Source organism: Oceanobacillus sp. FSL K6-0251 (assembly GCF_038004725.1).
GTDB classification, from domain to species: domain Bacteria; phylum Bacillota; class Bacilli; order Bacillales; family Amphibacillaceae; genus Oceanobacillus; species Oceanobacillus oncorhynchi.
The window spans coordinates 3,326,123-3,340,240 of sequence record NZ_JBBORS010000001.1 but is presented as its reverse complement, the minus strand read 5'-3'; the positions used below and the strand labels follow the sequence as shown (position 1 = coordinate 3,340,240).

Genomic DNA, 14,118 nt, shown 5'->3' with positions numbered 1-14,118 from the left:
TTACATCATTCCCTTCAAGTAAATAAAGCTGAAAATAAAGATCCACATAACGTCTAGGAAGTGCCAGTAAAGAGAGAAAATAAATGATTTATTCGCTGTCCGCGCATTTAAACCGCCGCGCAGAACTTGAACAATAATCATAATTCCCCAGAACAGCCCGAAGGTTACGTGAGCTCCATGTGTTCCGAGCGTTGTTAATAGGGTAGCAGTAAAACCGCTTGTCTGCAATGTTGCTCCAATATGGTAAAAATGAATAAATTCATATATTTCTACGCTAAGGAATCCTGCACCTAACAGGAGCGTAACTACCATAAAGCCAATCATTGCCTTCACACGACCAATACGCATCGCATGAACTGCTAATCCAATTGTAAAACTACTTGTCAGTAAAAGGAATGTCTCAATCAAAACCGGCGGTAATTCAAAAATCTCTGCGCCAGCCGGACCGCTGCCAACGCCACGGTCTACATAAACAAAATATGATGTAAACAGCGTGGCAAACAGCATAATTTCCGCACTTAGGAAAATCCAGAATCCCAAAATATTCATTTTATTGGTTTCGGTGCTATATTCAAGAGGCAGATTTTGAGAATCAAGTTTCATTATTTAGCACCTCCGAATTTGTTTTCTGTTTCTTCAATTTCTTCTTTATGAATATGATGTCCGTCGTCTTTTTCAAATGAACGGTAAATCAGACAGCCGATAATTCCAAGGAAGGCGATAATGACTCCAACCCATACATGGAAGACAAAGAAAAAGCCAAATACAAAGAAGAAACCTGCAAGAATAATCGACCAGCCGCTGTTATTCGGCATATGAATGTCTTTAATTTCCCCTTTAAATAAGTCATGTCCATTCTTTTTATAATCCCAGAACGCTTCTTCAGAATCCACATTTGGTGTGATAGCGAAGTTGTATTCTGGAACCGGATTATGCGTAGCCCATTCAAGAGAACGTGCATTCCAAGGATCGTCACCGACATTTCTTGGTGCATAACGGAAGCTGTAATAAACGTTATAAACAATTATTACAAACCCGACTGCTAACAGCAGCGCTCCAAAGAAGGATACCATGCTTAAAGGTCCGAAGCCGGATGCTTCTGAATAAGTGTACATTCTGCGTGCCTGTCCGTTTAACCCGGTAATATACATCGGGAAGAAGGATAAACAGAAGCCAATAACAATATTCCAGAATGCCCATTTGCCAATACGCTCATTCAGCATGAAACCGAACATTTTTGGCCAGTAATAAATGAGGCCTGCAATCATCGCAAATACCACACCAGGGATGATTACGTTATGGAAGTGAGCTACTAAGAACATCGTGTTGTGATATTGATAGTCTGCACTTGCCATTGCAAGCATGACACCAGTTACTCCGCCAATTGTAAACAGCGGAATAAATGCCACGGAATACATCATTGGGGTCGTAAATCGTATTTTACCTCGCCACATCGTCAGAAGCCAGTTGAATATCTTAATTCCCGTCGGTACGGCGATTGCCATGGTTGTAATCGAGAAGATACTGTTGGCAACAGCTCCTTGTCCCATCGTAAAGAAGTGATGGACCCATACCATAAAGGATAGCAAGGAAATAATAACCATGGACGCAACCATTGATTTATAGCCATATAAATTACGCTGTGAGAACGTAGCGATAATTTGAGAGTAAATCCCGAATGCAGGAAGTACCAGAATATATACCTCAGGATGTCCCCAGACCCAGAACAAGTTCGCCCACATCATATCCATACCGCCGTCTCCAGTTGTAAAGAAGTTGGTAAAGAATTGACGGTCTAACGTTCCCATTAATAAAGCAATGGTCAGTACAGGGAATGCAAACACAATAATAAGGTTTGTGATTAATGCAGACCAGGTAAACATCGGCATTTTCATCAATTTCATGCCAGGCGCACGCATTTTCATGATCGTAGCAATAAAGTTAATCCCTGTCATCAATGTTCCGATACCGGAAATTTGCAGTGCCCAGTTATAGTAGTTTACCCCAACATGTTCACTGAATTCTGTTCCTGCCAGCGGATAATAGTTTGTCCATCCGGCATCCGGTGAACCTCCGACAACAAAGGAAACGTTAAACAGCATTGCTCCGGCAAAATATAACCAGAAGCTGAGCGCGTTCAAGCGCGGAAAGGCAACGTCTCTTGCCCCAATTTGCAGTGGGACAACGAAGTTCATCATACCGATAATAAATGCCATTGCCATGAAGAAAATCATAACAACACCGTGTGTCGTGAAAACCTCGTTATAGTGCTGTGCGTCTAAGAAGCTGTTATCTGGAACAGCTGTCTGCAGACGCATCATCACAGCATCTGCTCCACCTCTGAAAAGCATAAGCAATGCTGAAATGATATACATAATACCAATTCGTTTGTGATCAACCGTTGTTAACCAATTATTCCAAAGATATCCCCATTTTTTGAAATAGGTAACACCAAAAACAATCGCAATACTTACAAGTCCAATCGCAACGATGGATGCATAAAGCATTGGATCATCATGGGGCGGAATAGAAAATCTATCTAAAAAATCCATTATGTCGAAACTCCTTTCTAGAGCTCAGAAATTTTCAGGCGCCTCAAATTTGAGTGCTGTTGTAAAGCTGATTAATGATGATGGTGTCCGCCATCTTCATCTGAATCAGATGGTCCATGATTATGCGGACTGTTCTCTCCCTCAGGTGCAGGTTTAAATTCCTGATGTGTACCAGTGAAAGTCATTTGTCCTAAATGTCCAGGCTCTAATAATTCTTCAAATTCTTCTTCGGTCAGCGGATCCGCAGTATTATGAATATCTTCTACCCAGGAATCGAATTCACTTGGAGGCATTGCTGTAACAGCAAATTCATTTTCTGCAAAACCTTCTCCGTTAAAGTTAGAGTTTCTTCCCATATATTCCCCAGGCTCATCTGCAACAACGTTCAGATAGTTTGTCATATCTGCCATCGCATATTTCTGTCCTGCCAATTGAGGAATCCAGAAACTTGAAATCGTTCCATGAGAATATAAACGGAATTCAACGTTTTGATTTGTTGGGATGAAAACATAATTCACTGTTTCAATGTCCTGTTCCGGATAACTGAAATGCCATTTCCAGTTAGAAGAGGATGCATAGATAACGAGCGGCTCGTCTTCAGCATAGCCTTCTGGAGGGCTCTCCACTTGATGTGTCGAAATGGTAGAAACCACGGATAAAAAGGCAACAATTAAAATTGGAACAGCGACAATAATTCCTTCTACATATTTATTACCCTCAATATGAGGCGGCTCGTAGTCAGGATCTTGTTTTGACGCTCTATATTTAAATAAAATAACTGCCAGCATTACTAAGACAACAATTACAATGAATGACATTGTAAAAATCGATATCCAAATCACAGTTGCAGTTGTATCTGCTTGAGGACCTTTTGGATCAAGTACAAGTAATGGTTCACAGCCTGCCAGAAAAGCAGCAATGCCTGTTAATAAGGCTAAGTAGGTCCACTTTAACTTCATGTTGATACCCCTTCCTTTGATGTTTAATAAGATGGATTACTATGATTAAAAGGTTGTTCACAAAATGAACACACAATTAACTTAGTATTGGTTTATAGCAGAGATAATATTAATACTGATGTAAGGAAATTACAAGAGATTGAAAAACACTTCACAAAATGTTCATGAAAACTTCTACATCTTTTTGAATTTTGTCGGTAAATGTCGAAAAAGGCTTGACAATATTAATAAATGGTAGTAATAGGGCTTTTAACATTAAATTGAAACTTCCTTTAGTGAGGGGTTTTCGACGCACAAAGGTTCCTCGATGGGGGAGTAACCGCAACCCCAGTTCCGGAGTTATACTGCGATAAACTGATTTATGCCGGTATATATCTGAAAATAAATTTAAGAAGGGCTTCTGAATAAGATTATGAGTTATTTTTTGATATTATAAGAGGAAAATGTAAATCAAATAAGTGTAAAGTGGAATATGCTATAATGAAACGAAGGGGGAGTCAGCATGGATCCATTAGATATATTGATAGATTTAGAACAATTACTTCCTTATTATAAACCGATTGTCCGGGCAGATAAGCAGCTGGTAAGCGGTTATGAAGTAATTGCTTACTACTTAGATGAAAATAATAAAGAGCAGCGTTTAGATTGGCTCTTCGATGATACCTCCATTCCAGATGAATTCCGGCTGGAGGTAAACCAGTATATCCATCAAAAAGCAATTGAGAAAAAATTACAAGAACATTTTACAGGGCACCTTACTTTATACTATGATGCAGAATTATTGGTACGTGATAATGGAGAAGTATTTATTGATTTATTGCATGAGTATCAAGAAAAAGGATTAAATCTGAATGAAATCATTCTCGAAATCAAGGATACCTGTCTGCCAATTAATACAGATCAGCTAGGTCATATCATTAAATACTTAAAGACACTGGGAGTAAAAATCAGCATTGAATTAGCCGACCCAAATGGCAGTCTGAATCAACTAGCCGTCTTGCATCCTTCCTTTATTAAAGTAGATACATCGTTTTTAAAGGATGATCTGCTCCCGCATCTGTATAAGGATGTTTATTTTGGCGTGTCGATGTTATCGAGAAAAATAGGTGCTTCTTTGTTATTTAAAGGCATCCGTTCTTATAAACAATTGAATTTTGCATGGCAAAGCGGCGGTGAATATTATCAGGGCAGCTATCTGACTTATCCGCAGCAGGATTTTATTGAGGAAGATGCATGTAAAAATAAATTAACGGAGTATTTTAGAGAATTTGTAACCTATGAACAAAAGAAAGCGAAGGCACAGTTTGAATTATTAGATTCCGTTTATGCAATAATTGACCGTCTTCTTTCCCAGACAAAACAAACAAACGACGACAGCTGGCTGCTGAAGCTTGCTGAGGGCTGTGAAGATTTTGTATTTCGTATCTATGTTTGCAACAGCGTCGGCCTGCAAATCTCGGCGAACGTGGAAAAAGATATGCAGGGGAGCTGGACCTTGATTGAGGAAGGGATGCATAAAAACTGGAGCTGGCGTCCATACTTTTTCGAGAATATAATGCGGATGAATATTGAGAAAAAAGGAATTTTATCGGATTTATACACAGATATCGAGCGTTCCGAGCTGATACGAACGTACGCTTATCCGCTGTCTCAGGAACGATATATATTTTTTGATATTCCATACAGTTATTTGCTAGAAAAAGAAGGCTTACTATAAGAGAATAGTAATGAAAGGGGAATGAGTACCTTTCAAAGCTTGATTTGTCCGTTTTTTCGTCTTTGATGAATTTCCGGATAGAAGGAGGTTTTTAAATGAAATTGATTCATACAGCAGATTGGCATCTGGGTAAGCTGGTTCAAGGCGTTTATATGACTGAAGACCAGGCCTGCATCCTGGATCAGTTTGTTGAAGCGGTGGAAAAAGAAAGTCCGCACGCTGTTATTATTGCAGGAGATTTATATGATCGTGCGGTACCTCCTGTAGAAGCAGTTGATTTATTAGATAAAACATTAGACCGGATTGTTAATCAATTAGGAATTCCCGTCATAGCGATTGCCGGTAACCATGACAGTCCGGGCAGACTTCATTTTGGCAGCCGCTTAATGAAGGAAAAAGGTTATCATATCATTGGCCAGCTTTCGGAAAGCATACAGCCTGTTGTTCTTTCAGATGAATTTGGGGAGGTGCATTTTCATCTTATTCCGTATGCAGATCCAAGTGTGGTCAAAGCCTTATTTCAAGAAAAAGATATTCGTAATCATCAGGATGCCAATGCTTTTCTTGTTAAGCAGATAAAGGAAAACATGGACGAGGCAGCACGCCATGTTTATGTTGGACATGCTTTTGTAACTCCTTTTGGCGAGACGGAAGAAAATACGAGTGATTCAGAACGCCCGCTGTCTATTGGCGGAGCAGAGCATGTCGATGCACATTTATTTACAGATTTTCATTACACAGCGTTAGGGCACCTCCATCAGGCACATCATGTGCTGGATGAAAAAATTCGCTACTCCGGCTCCATCCTAAAGTATTCCTTATCGGAAGAACATCATCAAAAAGGGTATTTAGTAGTTGAACTGGGTGAAGAAGGAAACGTCCAGGTTGAGAAAAAAAGGCTTATCCCCAAACGTGAAATACGTTCTATCAAAATGAAAATGGAGGATATTTATAGGGAGCCTCGAAGCGAAGATTATGTATTTGTCCAGCTGCTTGACGAGCTTCCTGTTTTATCGCCGATGGAAAAGGTACGTTCTATTTTTCCGAATGCCATGCATGTGGAGAGAGTAAGAACTACGTCAGGAGTCACGCAACAAAAAGAAAATCAGGCCCCCAAGACGAGCTTAAGTGAAATGGAATTATTTGATGCCTTTTATCAGGAAGTAACGGAAAAGGAAGCTTCCGAAGAAATGAACGAGATAATGAAGGAGTTATTTCAAGAAATTCAGGATGCAGATAACGAACGGAAAGCATCTAAATAAGAAGCAGGTGAAAAGAGAATGCAGCCTTTACAATTAACATTACATGCTTTTGGGCCCTATAAGGAAAAAGAAGTAATCGATTTTTCTAAACTGCAAGGGAACACATTATTTGTCATTTCCGGAAAAACCGGGGCAGGAAAGACGACGTTATTTGATGGGATAGCCTTTGCATTATATGGAAAAGCAAGCGGATCTGACCGGGAAGACCAGCGTATGCTTCGCAGTGATTTTGCAGATGAAAACGTACATACTTCTGCGGAGCTTATTTTTCAAATACAAGATAAAACGTATCGTATTTTCCGGCAGCTGGGTCATGTGAAAAAAGGAAATAAGAGTAAAACAGGAGATAAATGCGAATTTTACGAAGTGCGGCCAGATGGAGAATCGCCGTGCGTAGACAGACAAATGGTAAGCGAAATTGACCAAAAAATAGAAGATATTATTGGTTTGACTCCAGATCAATTTAAGCAGATTGTAATGCTTCCACAAGGGGAGTTTCGAAAACTGTTAACTTCTGATACAGAAAATAAAGAAGAAATCCTGAGACGTTTGTTCCGAACCGCGCATTATAAATATATGAATGAACTGCTCCGGGAGAAGAAAGCAAAATTAGAAAAAGAAAATCAGCGTATTCTCAACCGTATGGAGCAGCTGCGGACGCAAATATTTTCCTTAGACCTTCCAGATGACGCCGAAATCCGTGAGTTGGCAGATAGAGAGCATGTCAATACGAATCAAATTATAGAAGCTTTAGAAACAGAGCTTAAGAAAAATGAAGCAGTGTATACAGAAGAAGATGCTCATTATAAAGAAGCAACAAAGCAGCAAGAGCTCACGCAAAACCATTTGTTCCAAGTCAAACAGATCAATGAGCGTTTTTTGGAATTAGAAACCTATCAAAAGAATCTTGCCATATGGAAAGAACAAGCGCAGGAAATGGAAGCTTTAAAGAAAGGTTTGTCTGCTGCTGAACAGGCGAAGCTGATTATTCCTTATGAGCAGCAAAAGGATGAAGCTTGGAAAGAACTCGAAGAAGGAAACAAACACCTGCAGCAGCTGGAAGCGCAGAAGGACACCATGGAAAAGCAAAAGCAGCAGGCAGAAGCTGATTTTAAAAAAGAACAGGAAAATGCAGGAAAGCGCGAGAAGCTTTCGATTGAAGTAAACCGCTTAGAACAATTTCTTCCTGTTGTTAAAGAATTAGAAGGGAAAAAGCAGGAGATTCAAAAGCTTGCGGCACAATTAAAGCAAGGGAATGAACAGCTGGAAAAATTAAAAGCGCTACGTGAAACAAAAAGTAAACAAATAGATCGTTTAGAGCAGGAAGAACAGGTACTAGATAAAGAGGCAGACAAGCTGGACACCGTAAAAGAAGCGTTAAGAATACTGCGTGAACAAGCAATGCTGATGAAAAAATATAAAGAAAAAACGGCACAGGTGCAAAAAAGTGAGACAGAGGTTAAACGTACAGAGGATGTTTATCTGCAGGAAAAAGAGGCTTACAATCGGCTTGAGCAGGCTTGGTTTGCTAATCAGGCGCATGTATTGGCTGTTCACCTGCATGATGGAGAAGCCTGTCCCGTCTGCGGAAGCTTAGAACATCCGTCACCAGCAGCAACGAAGGAAGCGGAAGTCAGTAAGGAAGAGCTGGAACAAGCGAAAAAGCTGATGGAGAAGAAGGAAACAGACTGGCGGGAGCAAACAGCCAACCTGAAAGCGTATCAATCAGAAAGAAAAGGATTGGAAGAGGAACTCGCACAGCATGAATTCGTATTTACTGACCCGGAACAGAGCTATCAGGACATCGTTGAAAGAGGAAAAAAGAAAAAAGCGGAAGAGGATCGCCTCAAGCAATCTAAAATCCGTTTATCAGATTGTAAAAAAGAATTAGCACGGGAGCGTCAGGAACAAAAGCAAAGAGAAGTGGAATGGAATGAAAAGACCAATCAGGCCAGCCGGCTGCAATCGGATTATCACAGTAAAGAGGCTGTCTATCAGCAGCAATTGATTCAAATACCGGAAAACCTGCGCGTTCTTTCCCAATTAGAAGCTGAAATAACCCATTTAAAAACAAAAAAACAGCAGCTTGAACAACGCTGGGTAGAGGTGCAGGAGAATTATCAGAAAGTCCATGAAGCATTCACAAAGTGGACGGCTGATGTGCACCACCTTAGAGAAAACCAGGCGAAAATGAAGCAGAAAGCAGATAATCTGAAGAAGACCTTTCAAGAGAAATTGGAGCAGGCAGATTTTACTGAAAAAGGGTATCAAGAAGCAAAATGGGAGGAAGCAACGTATCAATCCGTTAAACAGAGGCTCTCTGAATATGAAAAAAAGGGCTATCAATTAGAAAAGCAAATTTCCGAGCTTCAGCAGAAGCTGGAAGGTCAGTCGAAGCAGGATGTATACGAAATTGAAGCTGTGTTAGAAAAATGGAAGCAGAAAACAACAGCCAGTCTTGAAAAATTACAGCGGCTGCAGCAGGAGAAAAAGGATATGACATTCTACGTGGATCAGCTGCAGGAGTTCCATCACCAATCGGCGGATATAGAACAGAAAAGAATGCTCGTTACAGATTTATATGATACGCTGCGTGGACAAAATCCTAAAAAGGTATCTTTTGAACGGTATCTGCAGATGGAATATTTAGATCAAATTATCGAGGCTGCTAATTTTCGCTTAAATGACCTATCGAATGGTCAATTTTATCTGACAAGAAGTGATCGCCAGGAAGCACGTGGAAAACAGAGCGGCTTAGGATTAGACGTCTATGATCAGTACACAGGGCAGACCAGGGATGTAAAAACATTATCTGGAGGAGAGAAATTCCATGCCTCTTTATGCCTTGCTCTGGGAATGAGCGATGTTATCCAAAGCTTTCAGGGGAATATCGTGATCCAAACGATGTTTATCGATGAAGGATTTGGGTCGCTGGATGAAGAGTCTCTGCGGAAGGCAATTGACGCACTGATTCAGCTGCAGCAATCCGGAAGAATGATTGGCATCATTTCGCATGTTCAGGAGCTGAAGGATGTCTTTCCGGCAGCAATTGAGGTTCATAAAACAAAAGAGGGCTGCAGTAAAACGGAAATCGTCGTGAAATAAGAAGTTGTCAAGGTATCTATCTGTGTGACTTCTATAATGGATTAGCTAAAAATAACTATATTATTTGCTATTTAAACAACCCCTGTATTATCATTTAATTATTATATTTTTCGACAATAATTTTTATAGTACCTCTAAAAATATTTTAGTATAGGGCTTTTAAAGAGCCTGAATGAACAGCAGGGAGAAAGGTAGGAATCATCGTGAAGATTGGAATTGATAAGCTGGGGTTTTATGCACCACATCTGTATGTAGATATGAATGATTTAGCAGAAGCGCGGGGAATCGACCCGGGGAAATTTACAATTGGTCTGGGACAAGACGAAATGGCTGTCCCGCCAATCACACAGGACCCTGTTTCTTTGGCTGCTAATGCAGCAGAACAAATATTGGACAGGGAAGATAAAGATGCAATTGATTTAGTCATTTTTGGAACAGAATCTGGCGTGGACCATTCCAAGTCAGCAGCTGTGTATGTACATCAATTATTAGGTCTGAATCCCAAAGCTCGTTCTGTAGAAATGAAGCAGGCCTGCTATGGCGCAACAGCAGGAATACAAATGGCAAAGGGGCATATTGCACTGCATCCGGATAAGAAAGTACTTATTTTGGCATCTGATATTGCCCGCTACGGTTTGAATACACCTGGCGAATCAACACAAGGCGCCGGTGCAGTTGCTATTTTGGTAAGTGCTGAGCCAAGATTGCTGGAGCTGGAAAGTGAAAGCACGTATTACACAGAGGATATTATGGACTTCTGGAGACCGGTATATTCTTCTACGGCTTTTGTAGATGGAAAATACTCCAACGAACAGTATATAGCTTTCTTCCAAAAAGTATGGAAAGATTATCAAGAACAAACAGGAAGAAGCCTGGAGGATTTTGCAGCTATCGCTTTTCATTTACCATATACCAAAATGGGCTGGAAAGCACTTCGTACAGTGATTGAAGACGCGCCTGAAGCAGTACAGGAACGGTTGAAAAACAATTATCAAATCAGTACAAAATACAATCGTAATGTAGGAAATATCTATACAGGCTCTCTTTATCTCAGTCTGATTTCATTATTAGAAAATCAGGATGACTTAAAAGAAGGAGATACCATCGGCTTGTACAGCTATGGATCCGGAGCGGTTGGCGAATTCTTGTCCGGCAAGCTTCAGAACGGCTTTAAAAAGCACTTGCAGACAGCGTCGCATCAAGCAATGTTTGACAACAGAGAATGCATTTCTGTGGCAGCATATGAAAAAGTATTTGAAGAAGCACTTCCAACAGACGGAAGTGAAAAAAAGTTAAATGTGAATGAAGATCCGGCAAAAATCTGTTTAGCCGGTGTGAAAGATCATATCCGCAGCTATGCAGTTAAATAATAAGAAAAAACTCCTGGACAAAATAAAACCTGTTCAGGAGTTTTTTTCGTGACAACTTTAAGACATTTTCAGCATGAATTATGTGAAATGAATGACTTTAAAATGTATAATCGGGGTAGAGTTAAACATATCATGAAAGTTGGAAGGTGTTTTAATGACGAAAAATAATGAAGTTATTGAAGTAACAAATCCAGCAACAGGCGAAGTAGTCGATACAGTCTTAAAAGGAGGCAAGAAAGAAGCAGTGGAAGCCGTTGATAAGGCATATCAAGCTTTTCAGGACTGGTCGAAGCAATCTGTCTATGAAAGAAGTGCTTTGTTGAATAAATGGTATGCACTTGTGGAAGAGCATGAAGCAGAGCTGGCCAGAATCATGACAATAGAGCAGGGAAAACCGTTGAAGGAAGCAACAGGTGAAATCCGGTATGCGAATAGCTTTATTTCCTGGTATGCAGAAGAAGGAAAAAGACTTTACGGTGAAACAATCCCGGCAACGGCAAGTGATAAACGCATTGTAGTTAGCCGGCAGCCGGTAGGGGTTATCGCAGCGATTACACCATGGAACTTCCCGGCAGCAATGATTACACGGAAAGTTGCTCCGGCATTAGCGTCCGGCTGTACAGCGGTAGTAAAACCAGCCAGTGCCACCCCTCTAACCGCTATCCGCCTGAGAGAGCTTGCGGTAGAAGCAGGTATTCCAGAAGGTGTACTGCAAATCGTTACTGGAAGCTCAGGTGAAATCAGTGATGCGTGGATGGCGGATGAGCGTGTTCGAAAAATATCGTTTACGGGTTCTACAGAGGTAGGAAAATCACTCATGCAAAAATCAGCGGAAACAGTGAAGAAACTCTCTCTGGAGCTTGGCGGTCATGCACCATTGATTGTTATGGGCGATGCGGATATTGAAAAAGCGGTAAACGGGGCGGTTGCTTCTAAATATCGCAATGCCGGGCAAACCTGTGTATGTGCCAACCGGATTTATGTTCACGAATCGATTGAACAAGAATTTGCCAAGGCATTTAAAGAAAAGGTTGCACAGCTTAAGGTTGGAGACGGCTTAGAAGAAGGTGTGGATATTGGTCCTTTGATTGACAAATCTGCAGTTGAAAAAGTAAAACATCATATAGAGGATGCACTAGATAAAGGGGCAGAAAAGCTGTTAGGTAACAAAACAGAAAAGGAAGATTTATTTTTCGGTCCGACCATTTTAACCAATGTAAACGATGAAATGGTATGTATGCAGGAAGAAACATTTGGACCGTTAGCGCCGATTACGACATTTCAGACGAAGGAAGAAGTCGTTAAACGTGCGAATAATTCACCTTATGGATTGGCAGCCTATTTATTTACAGAAAACCTTACGACTGCAATTGAGGTCAGTGAACAGTTAGAGTATGGAATCGTCGGTATTAATGATGGTGCTCCATCAACGGCACAGGCCCCATTCGGAGGGTTTAAAGAAAGCGGCCTTGGACGGGAAGGCGGTCATCACGGAATTGATGAGTATGTTGAAGTAAAATATTTATCGATTCAGCTGTAAGGCACGCAGACAGCTGCTTATCTAAGGTTTTATAAAGAAAAGAAGTAGTTGTCACATGTTTTTACCAGAATATCCTGGGGCTGGGATAGCGGTTATTCGCCCCGCCGGAAATATTTATGCAGAGAAAGGCGGAGCAGATAATCTGCTTGCCTTTTTCTGATGACATGTTTGAAGGAAACCTGTATACTACTTCTAGAGAGGTGCAGATGAATGGAATTTAATATTGGTCCCAGGATGTTAAAAACAGGGTTGGCAGTAACCTTAACGTTATTGATTACACGTATATTCGATATGGAATATGCCGTTATTGCAGCAATTGCATCTGTAATAGCAATGCAGCCGTCTATCATGCGATCATTTAATTATATTAAAGAAGTAGTTATTGCAAACTCTGTCGGTGCAACACTCGCCATATTGGGAGTATTTTTGCTTGGCAGCCATCCGATTTCGGTTGGAGCAGTAGTTATTTTATCGATTGCAATTAATATAAAACTGGGATTGACCAAAACAGTAAATTTAACCGTATTAACCATCGTCAGTATGATGGTGGCCAGCCAGGGCGATCATATTAATTTTGTATATATTTTATCTCGAGTATCACTTGTTGCAATCGGGGTGGTTTCCGCATTTATCGTGAATGTATTTGTTAATCCTCCGAATCATCAAAAGATTTTGTTTCAGATGATTAAGGAAGCCAGTGAAAGTTCTCATTTTCTTCTGCGAGTTATCCCGAGTAATACGATGAGTGTCCCGCAAATCCGGGACGAAGAAAGAAATGTGGAGAAACAAATTAATAAAATAAGAGATTATTTTGATATCATTACGGATGAGAAAAATAGACTGTTTATCCGGAAGCGCAGATCTTTTTTCCGCAGCATTGTCATTTATAAGCAAATGATACAGGTATTGCGAAAGAAGCATACGCTGATCGTAGAGCTGGAAAAAAATTTAAAAGAAATTGAACAAATGGCTGCCGGCAAGTCTTTCTTAATTAAAAAGCTGGTCAGTGAGATCAATAACTATAGTGAAAATGTCTTTCTTATGTATGAAGATCGCATCGTCCTGGACAGGGACCTGCAAAAAGAGACGAAAAATGCGATGAGCGTAACGATCAATAATTTAATTGATGCACTGCAAGGAACAGACTATGAAAAATGGCATTATGTTTTTCCTGTTGCGAATAGTATTGTCGAGCTTTTCTATGAGTTGGATAAGTTAGAAAAGTATGTGCGTAAAAAAGGATTACATGAAGAAGAGGAATAAGTAGAAGCAAAGGAGATTGTGGCAGCACAGTCTCCTTTGCTATTTTGTCAAGAGCCACATAAAACAGGTATAAAACCTCCCTTTTTTGCATATAGTAGTAATAGTATACAGAGAAAAGGGGAGGATGGAATTGGTCCGTTTTTTATCTCATCATGAATTAGAAAATTTATATTATATGTATGAAAAATATGAAAATGCGTATCAAACGCTCCTGGAAAGTAAACAAAAGTATATGCAGGAAGAAACACAAAAACAAATAGAAGAACAAATGGAGATTGTGAAGGAGCAGCAGCGTCAAATGCTTGCTTCATTAACATAAAACAGCGTGTAGGTTCGTGTCTACACGCTGT

At 40.2% G+C, this 14,118-nt stretch carries 10 protein-coding genes; 7 read left to right on the top strand and 3 right to left on the bottom strand.

Going from position 1 to position 14,118, the window contains the following annotated elements; all coding sequences use genetic code 11:
- From qoxC to qoxA, 3 genes are all read right to left on the bottom strand, one after another.
- Positions 1-603, bottom strand: a complete 603-nt coding sequence (gene qoxC / locus MKY45_RS16650) for a cytochrome aa3 quinol oxidase subunit III (RefSeq protein WP_042535544.1) — start codon at positions 601-603, stop codon at positions 1-3.
- Positions 603-2,552 carry a cytochrome aa3 quinol oxidase subunit I gene (gene qoxB, locus MKY45_RS16645; protein WP_042535541.1) on the bottom strand — a complete coding sequence of 650 codons (1,950 nt, stop codon included), beginning with the start codon at positions 2,550-2,552 and terminating at the stop codon, positions 603-605. The genes qoxC and qoxB overlap by 1 nt, the downstream gene beginning before the upstream one ends.
- A gap of 71 nt (positions 2,553-2,623) precedes the next feature.
- A complete protein-coding gene (gene qoxA / locus MKY45_RS16640; RefSeq protein ID WP_042535539.1) occupies positions 2,624-3,511 on the bottom strand; it encodes a cytochrome aa3 quinol oxidase subunit II in 888 nt (295 codons plus the stop codon).
- 502 nt (positions 3,512-4,013) lie between these two features.
- Between qoxA and MKY45_RS16635 the strand changes: the two genes are divergently transcribed.
- The 7 genes from MKY45_RS16635 to MKY45_RS16605 all read left to right on the top strand — a co-directional run bounded on the left by MKY45_RS16635 (position 4,014) and on the right by MKY45_RS16605 (position 14,087).
- A complete protein-coding gene (locus MKY45_RS16635; protein ID WP_042535537.1) occupies positions 4,014-5,228 on the top strand; it encodes an EAL domain-containing protein in 1,215 nt (404 codons plus the stop codon).
- A gap of 95 nt (positions 5,229-5,323) precedes the next feature.
- Positions 5,324-6,490, top strand: a complete 1,167-nt coding sequence (locus MKY45_RS16630) for an exonuclease SbcCD subunit D (RefSeq protein ID WP_193064353.1) — start codon at positions 5,324-5,326, stop codon at positions 6,488-6,490.
- An 18-nt stretch (positions 6,491-6,508) separates the two neighbouring features.
- Positions 6,509-9,595, top strand: a complete 3,087-nt coding sequence (locus MKY45_RS16625) for an AAA family ATPase (RefSeq protein WP_332093804.1) — start codon at positions 6,509-6,511, stop codon at positions 9,593-9,595.
- Positions 9,596-9,798: 203 nt separating this feature from the next.
- Positions 9,799-10,965 (top strand): hydroxymethylglutaryl-CoA synthase, encoded by a 1,167-nt coding sequence (locus tag MKY45_RS16620; protein ID WP_193064351.1) that lies wholly within the window; start codon positions 9,799-9,801, stop codon positions 10,963-10,965.
- Between the two features lie 154 nt (positions 10,966-11,119).
- Entirely contained in the window at positions 11,120-12,505 is a 1,386-nt protein-coding gene (locus MKY45_RS16615; protein WP_212929539.1) for an NAD-dependent succinate-semialdehyde dehydrogenase, read from the top strand.
- A 210-nt stretch (positions 12,506-12,715) separates the two neighbouring features.
- Complete coding sequence (locus MKY45_RS16610; protein ID WP_042535529.1) at positions 12,716-13,768, top strand: FUSC family protein; 1,053 nt, start codon at positions 12,716-12,718, stop codon at positions 13,766-13,768.
- A gap of 130 nt (positions 13,769-13,898) precedes the next feature.
- Entirely contained in the window at positions 13,899-14,087 is a 189-nt protein-coding gene (locus tag MKY45_RS16605) for a hypothetical protein (protein WP_042535527.1), read from the top strand.
- The last annotated feature ends 31 nt before the right edge of the window (positions 14,088-14,118 follow it).

Bases quoted from the DNA above. Each gene is read 5' to 3' on its own strand.
- MKY45_RS16625 (WP_332093804.1), top strand. From the start codon at position 6,509: ATGCAGCCTTTACAATTAACATTACATGCTTTTGGGCCCTATAAGGAA.
- MKY45_RS16635 (WP_042535537.1), top strand. From the start codon at position 4,014: ATGGATCCATTAGATATATTGATAGATTTAGAACAATTACTTCCTTAT.
- qoxA (WP_042535539.1), bottom strand. From the start codon at position 3,511: ATGAAGTTAAAGTGGACCTACTTAGCCTTATTAACAGGCATTGCTGCT.
- qoxC (WP_042535544.1), bottom strand. From the start codon at position 603: ATGAAACTTGATTCTCAAAATCTGCCTCTTGAATATAGCACCGAAACC.
- MKY45_RS16610 (WP_042535529.1), top strand. From the start codon at position 12,716: ATGGAATTTAATATTGGTCCCAGGATGTTAAAAACAGGGTTGGCAGTA.
- MKY45_RS16615 (WP_212929539.1), top strand. From the start codon at position 11,120: ATGACGAAAAATAATGAAGTTATTGAAGTAACAAATCCAGCAACAGGC.
- MKY45_RS16630 (WP_193064353.1), top strand. From the start codon at position 5,324: ATGAAATTGATTCATACAGCAGATTGGCATCTGGGTAAGCTGGTTCAA.
- qoxB (WP_042535541.1), bottom strand. From the start codon at position 2,552: ATGGATTTTTTAGATAGATTTTCTATTCCGCCCCATGATGATCCAATG.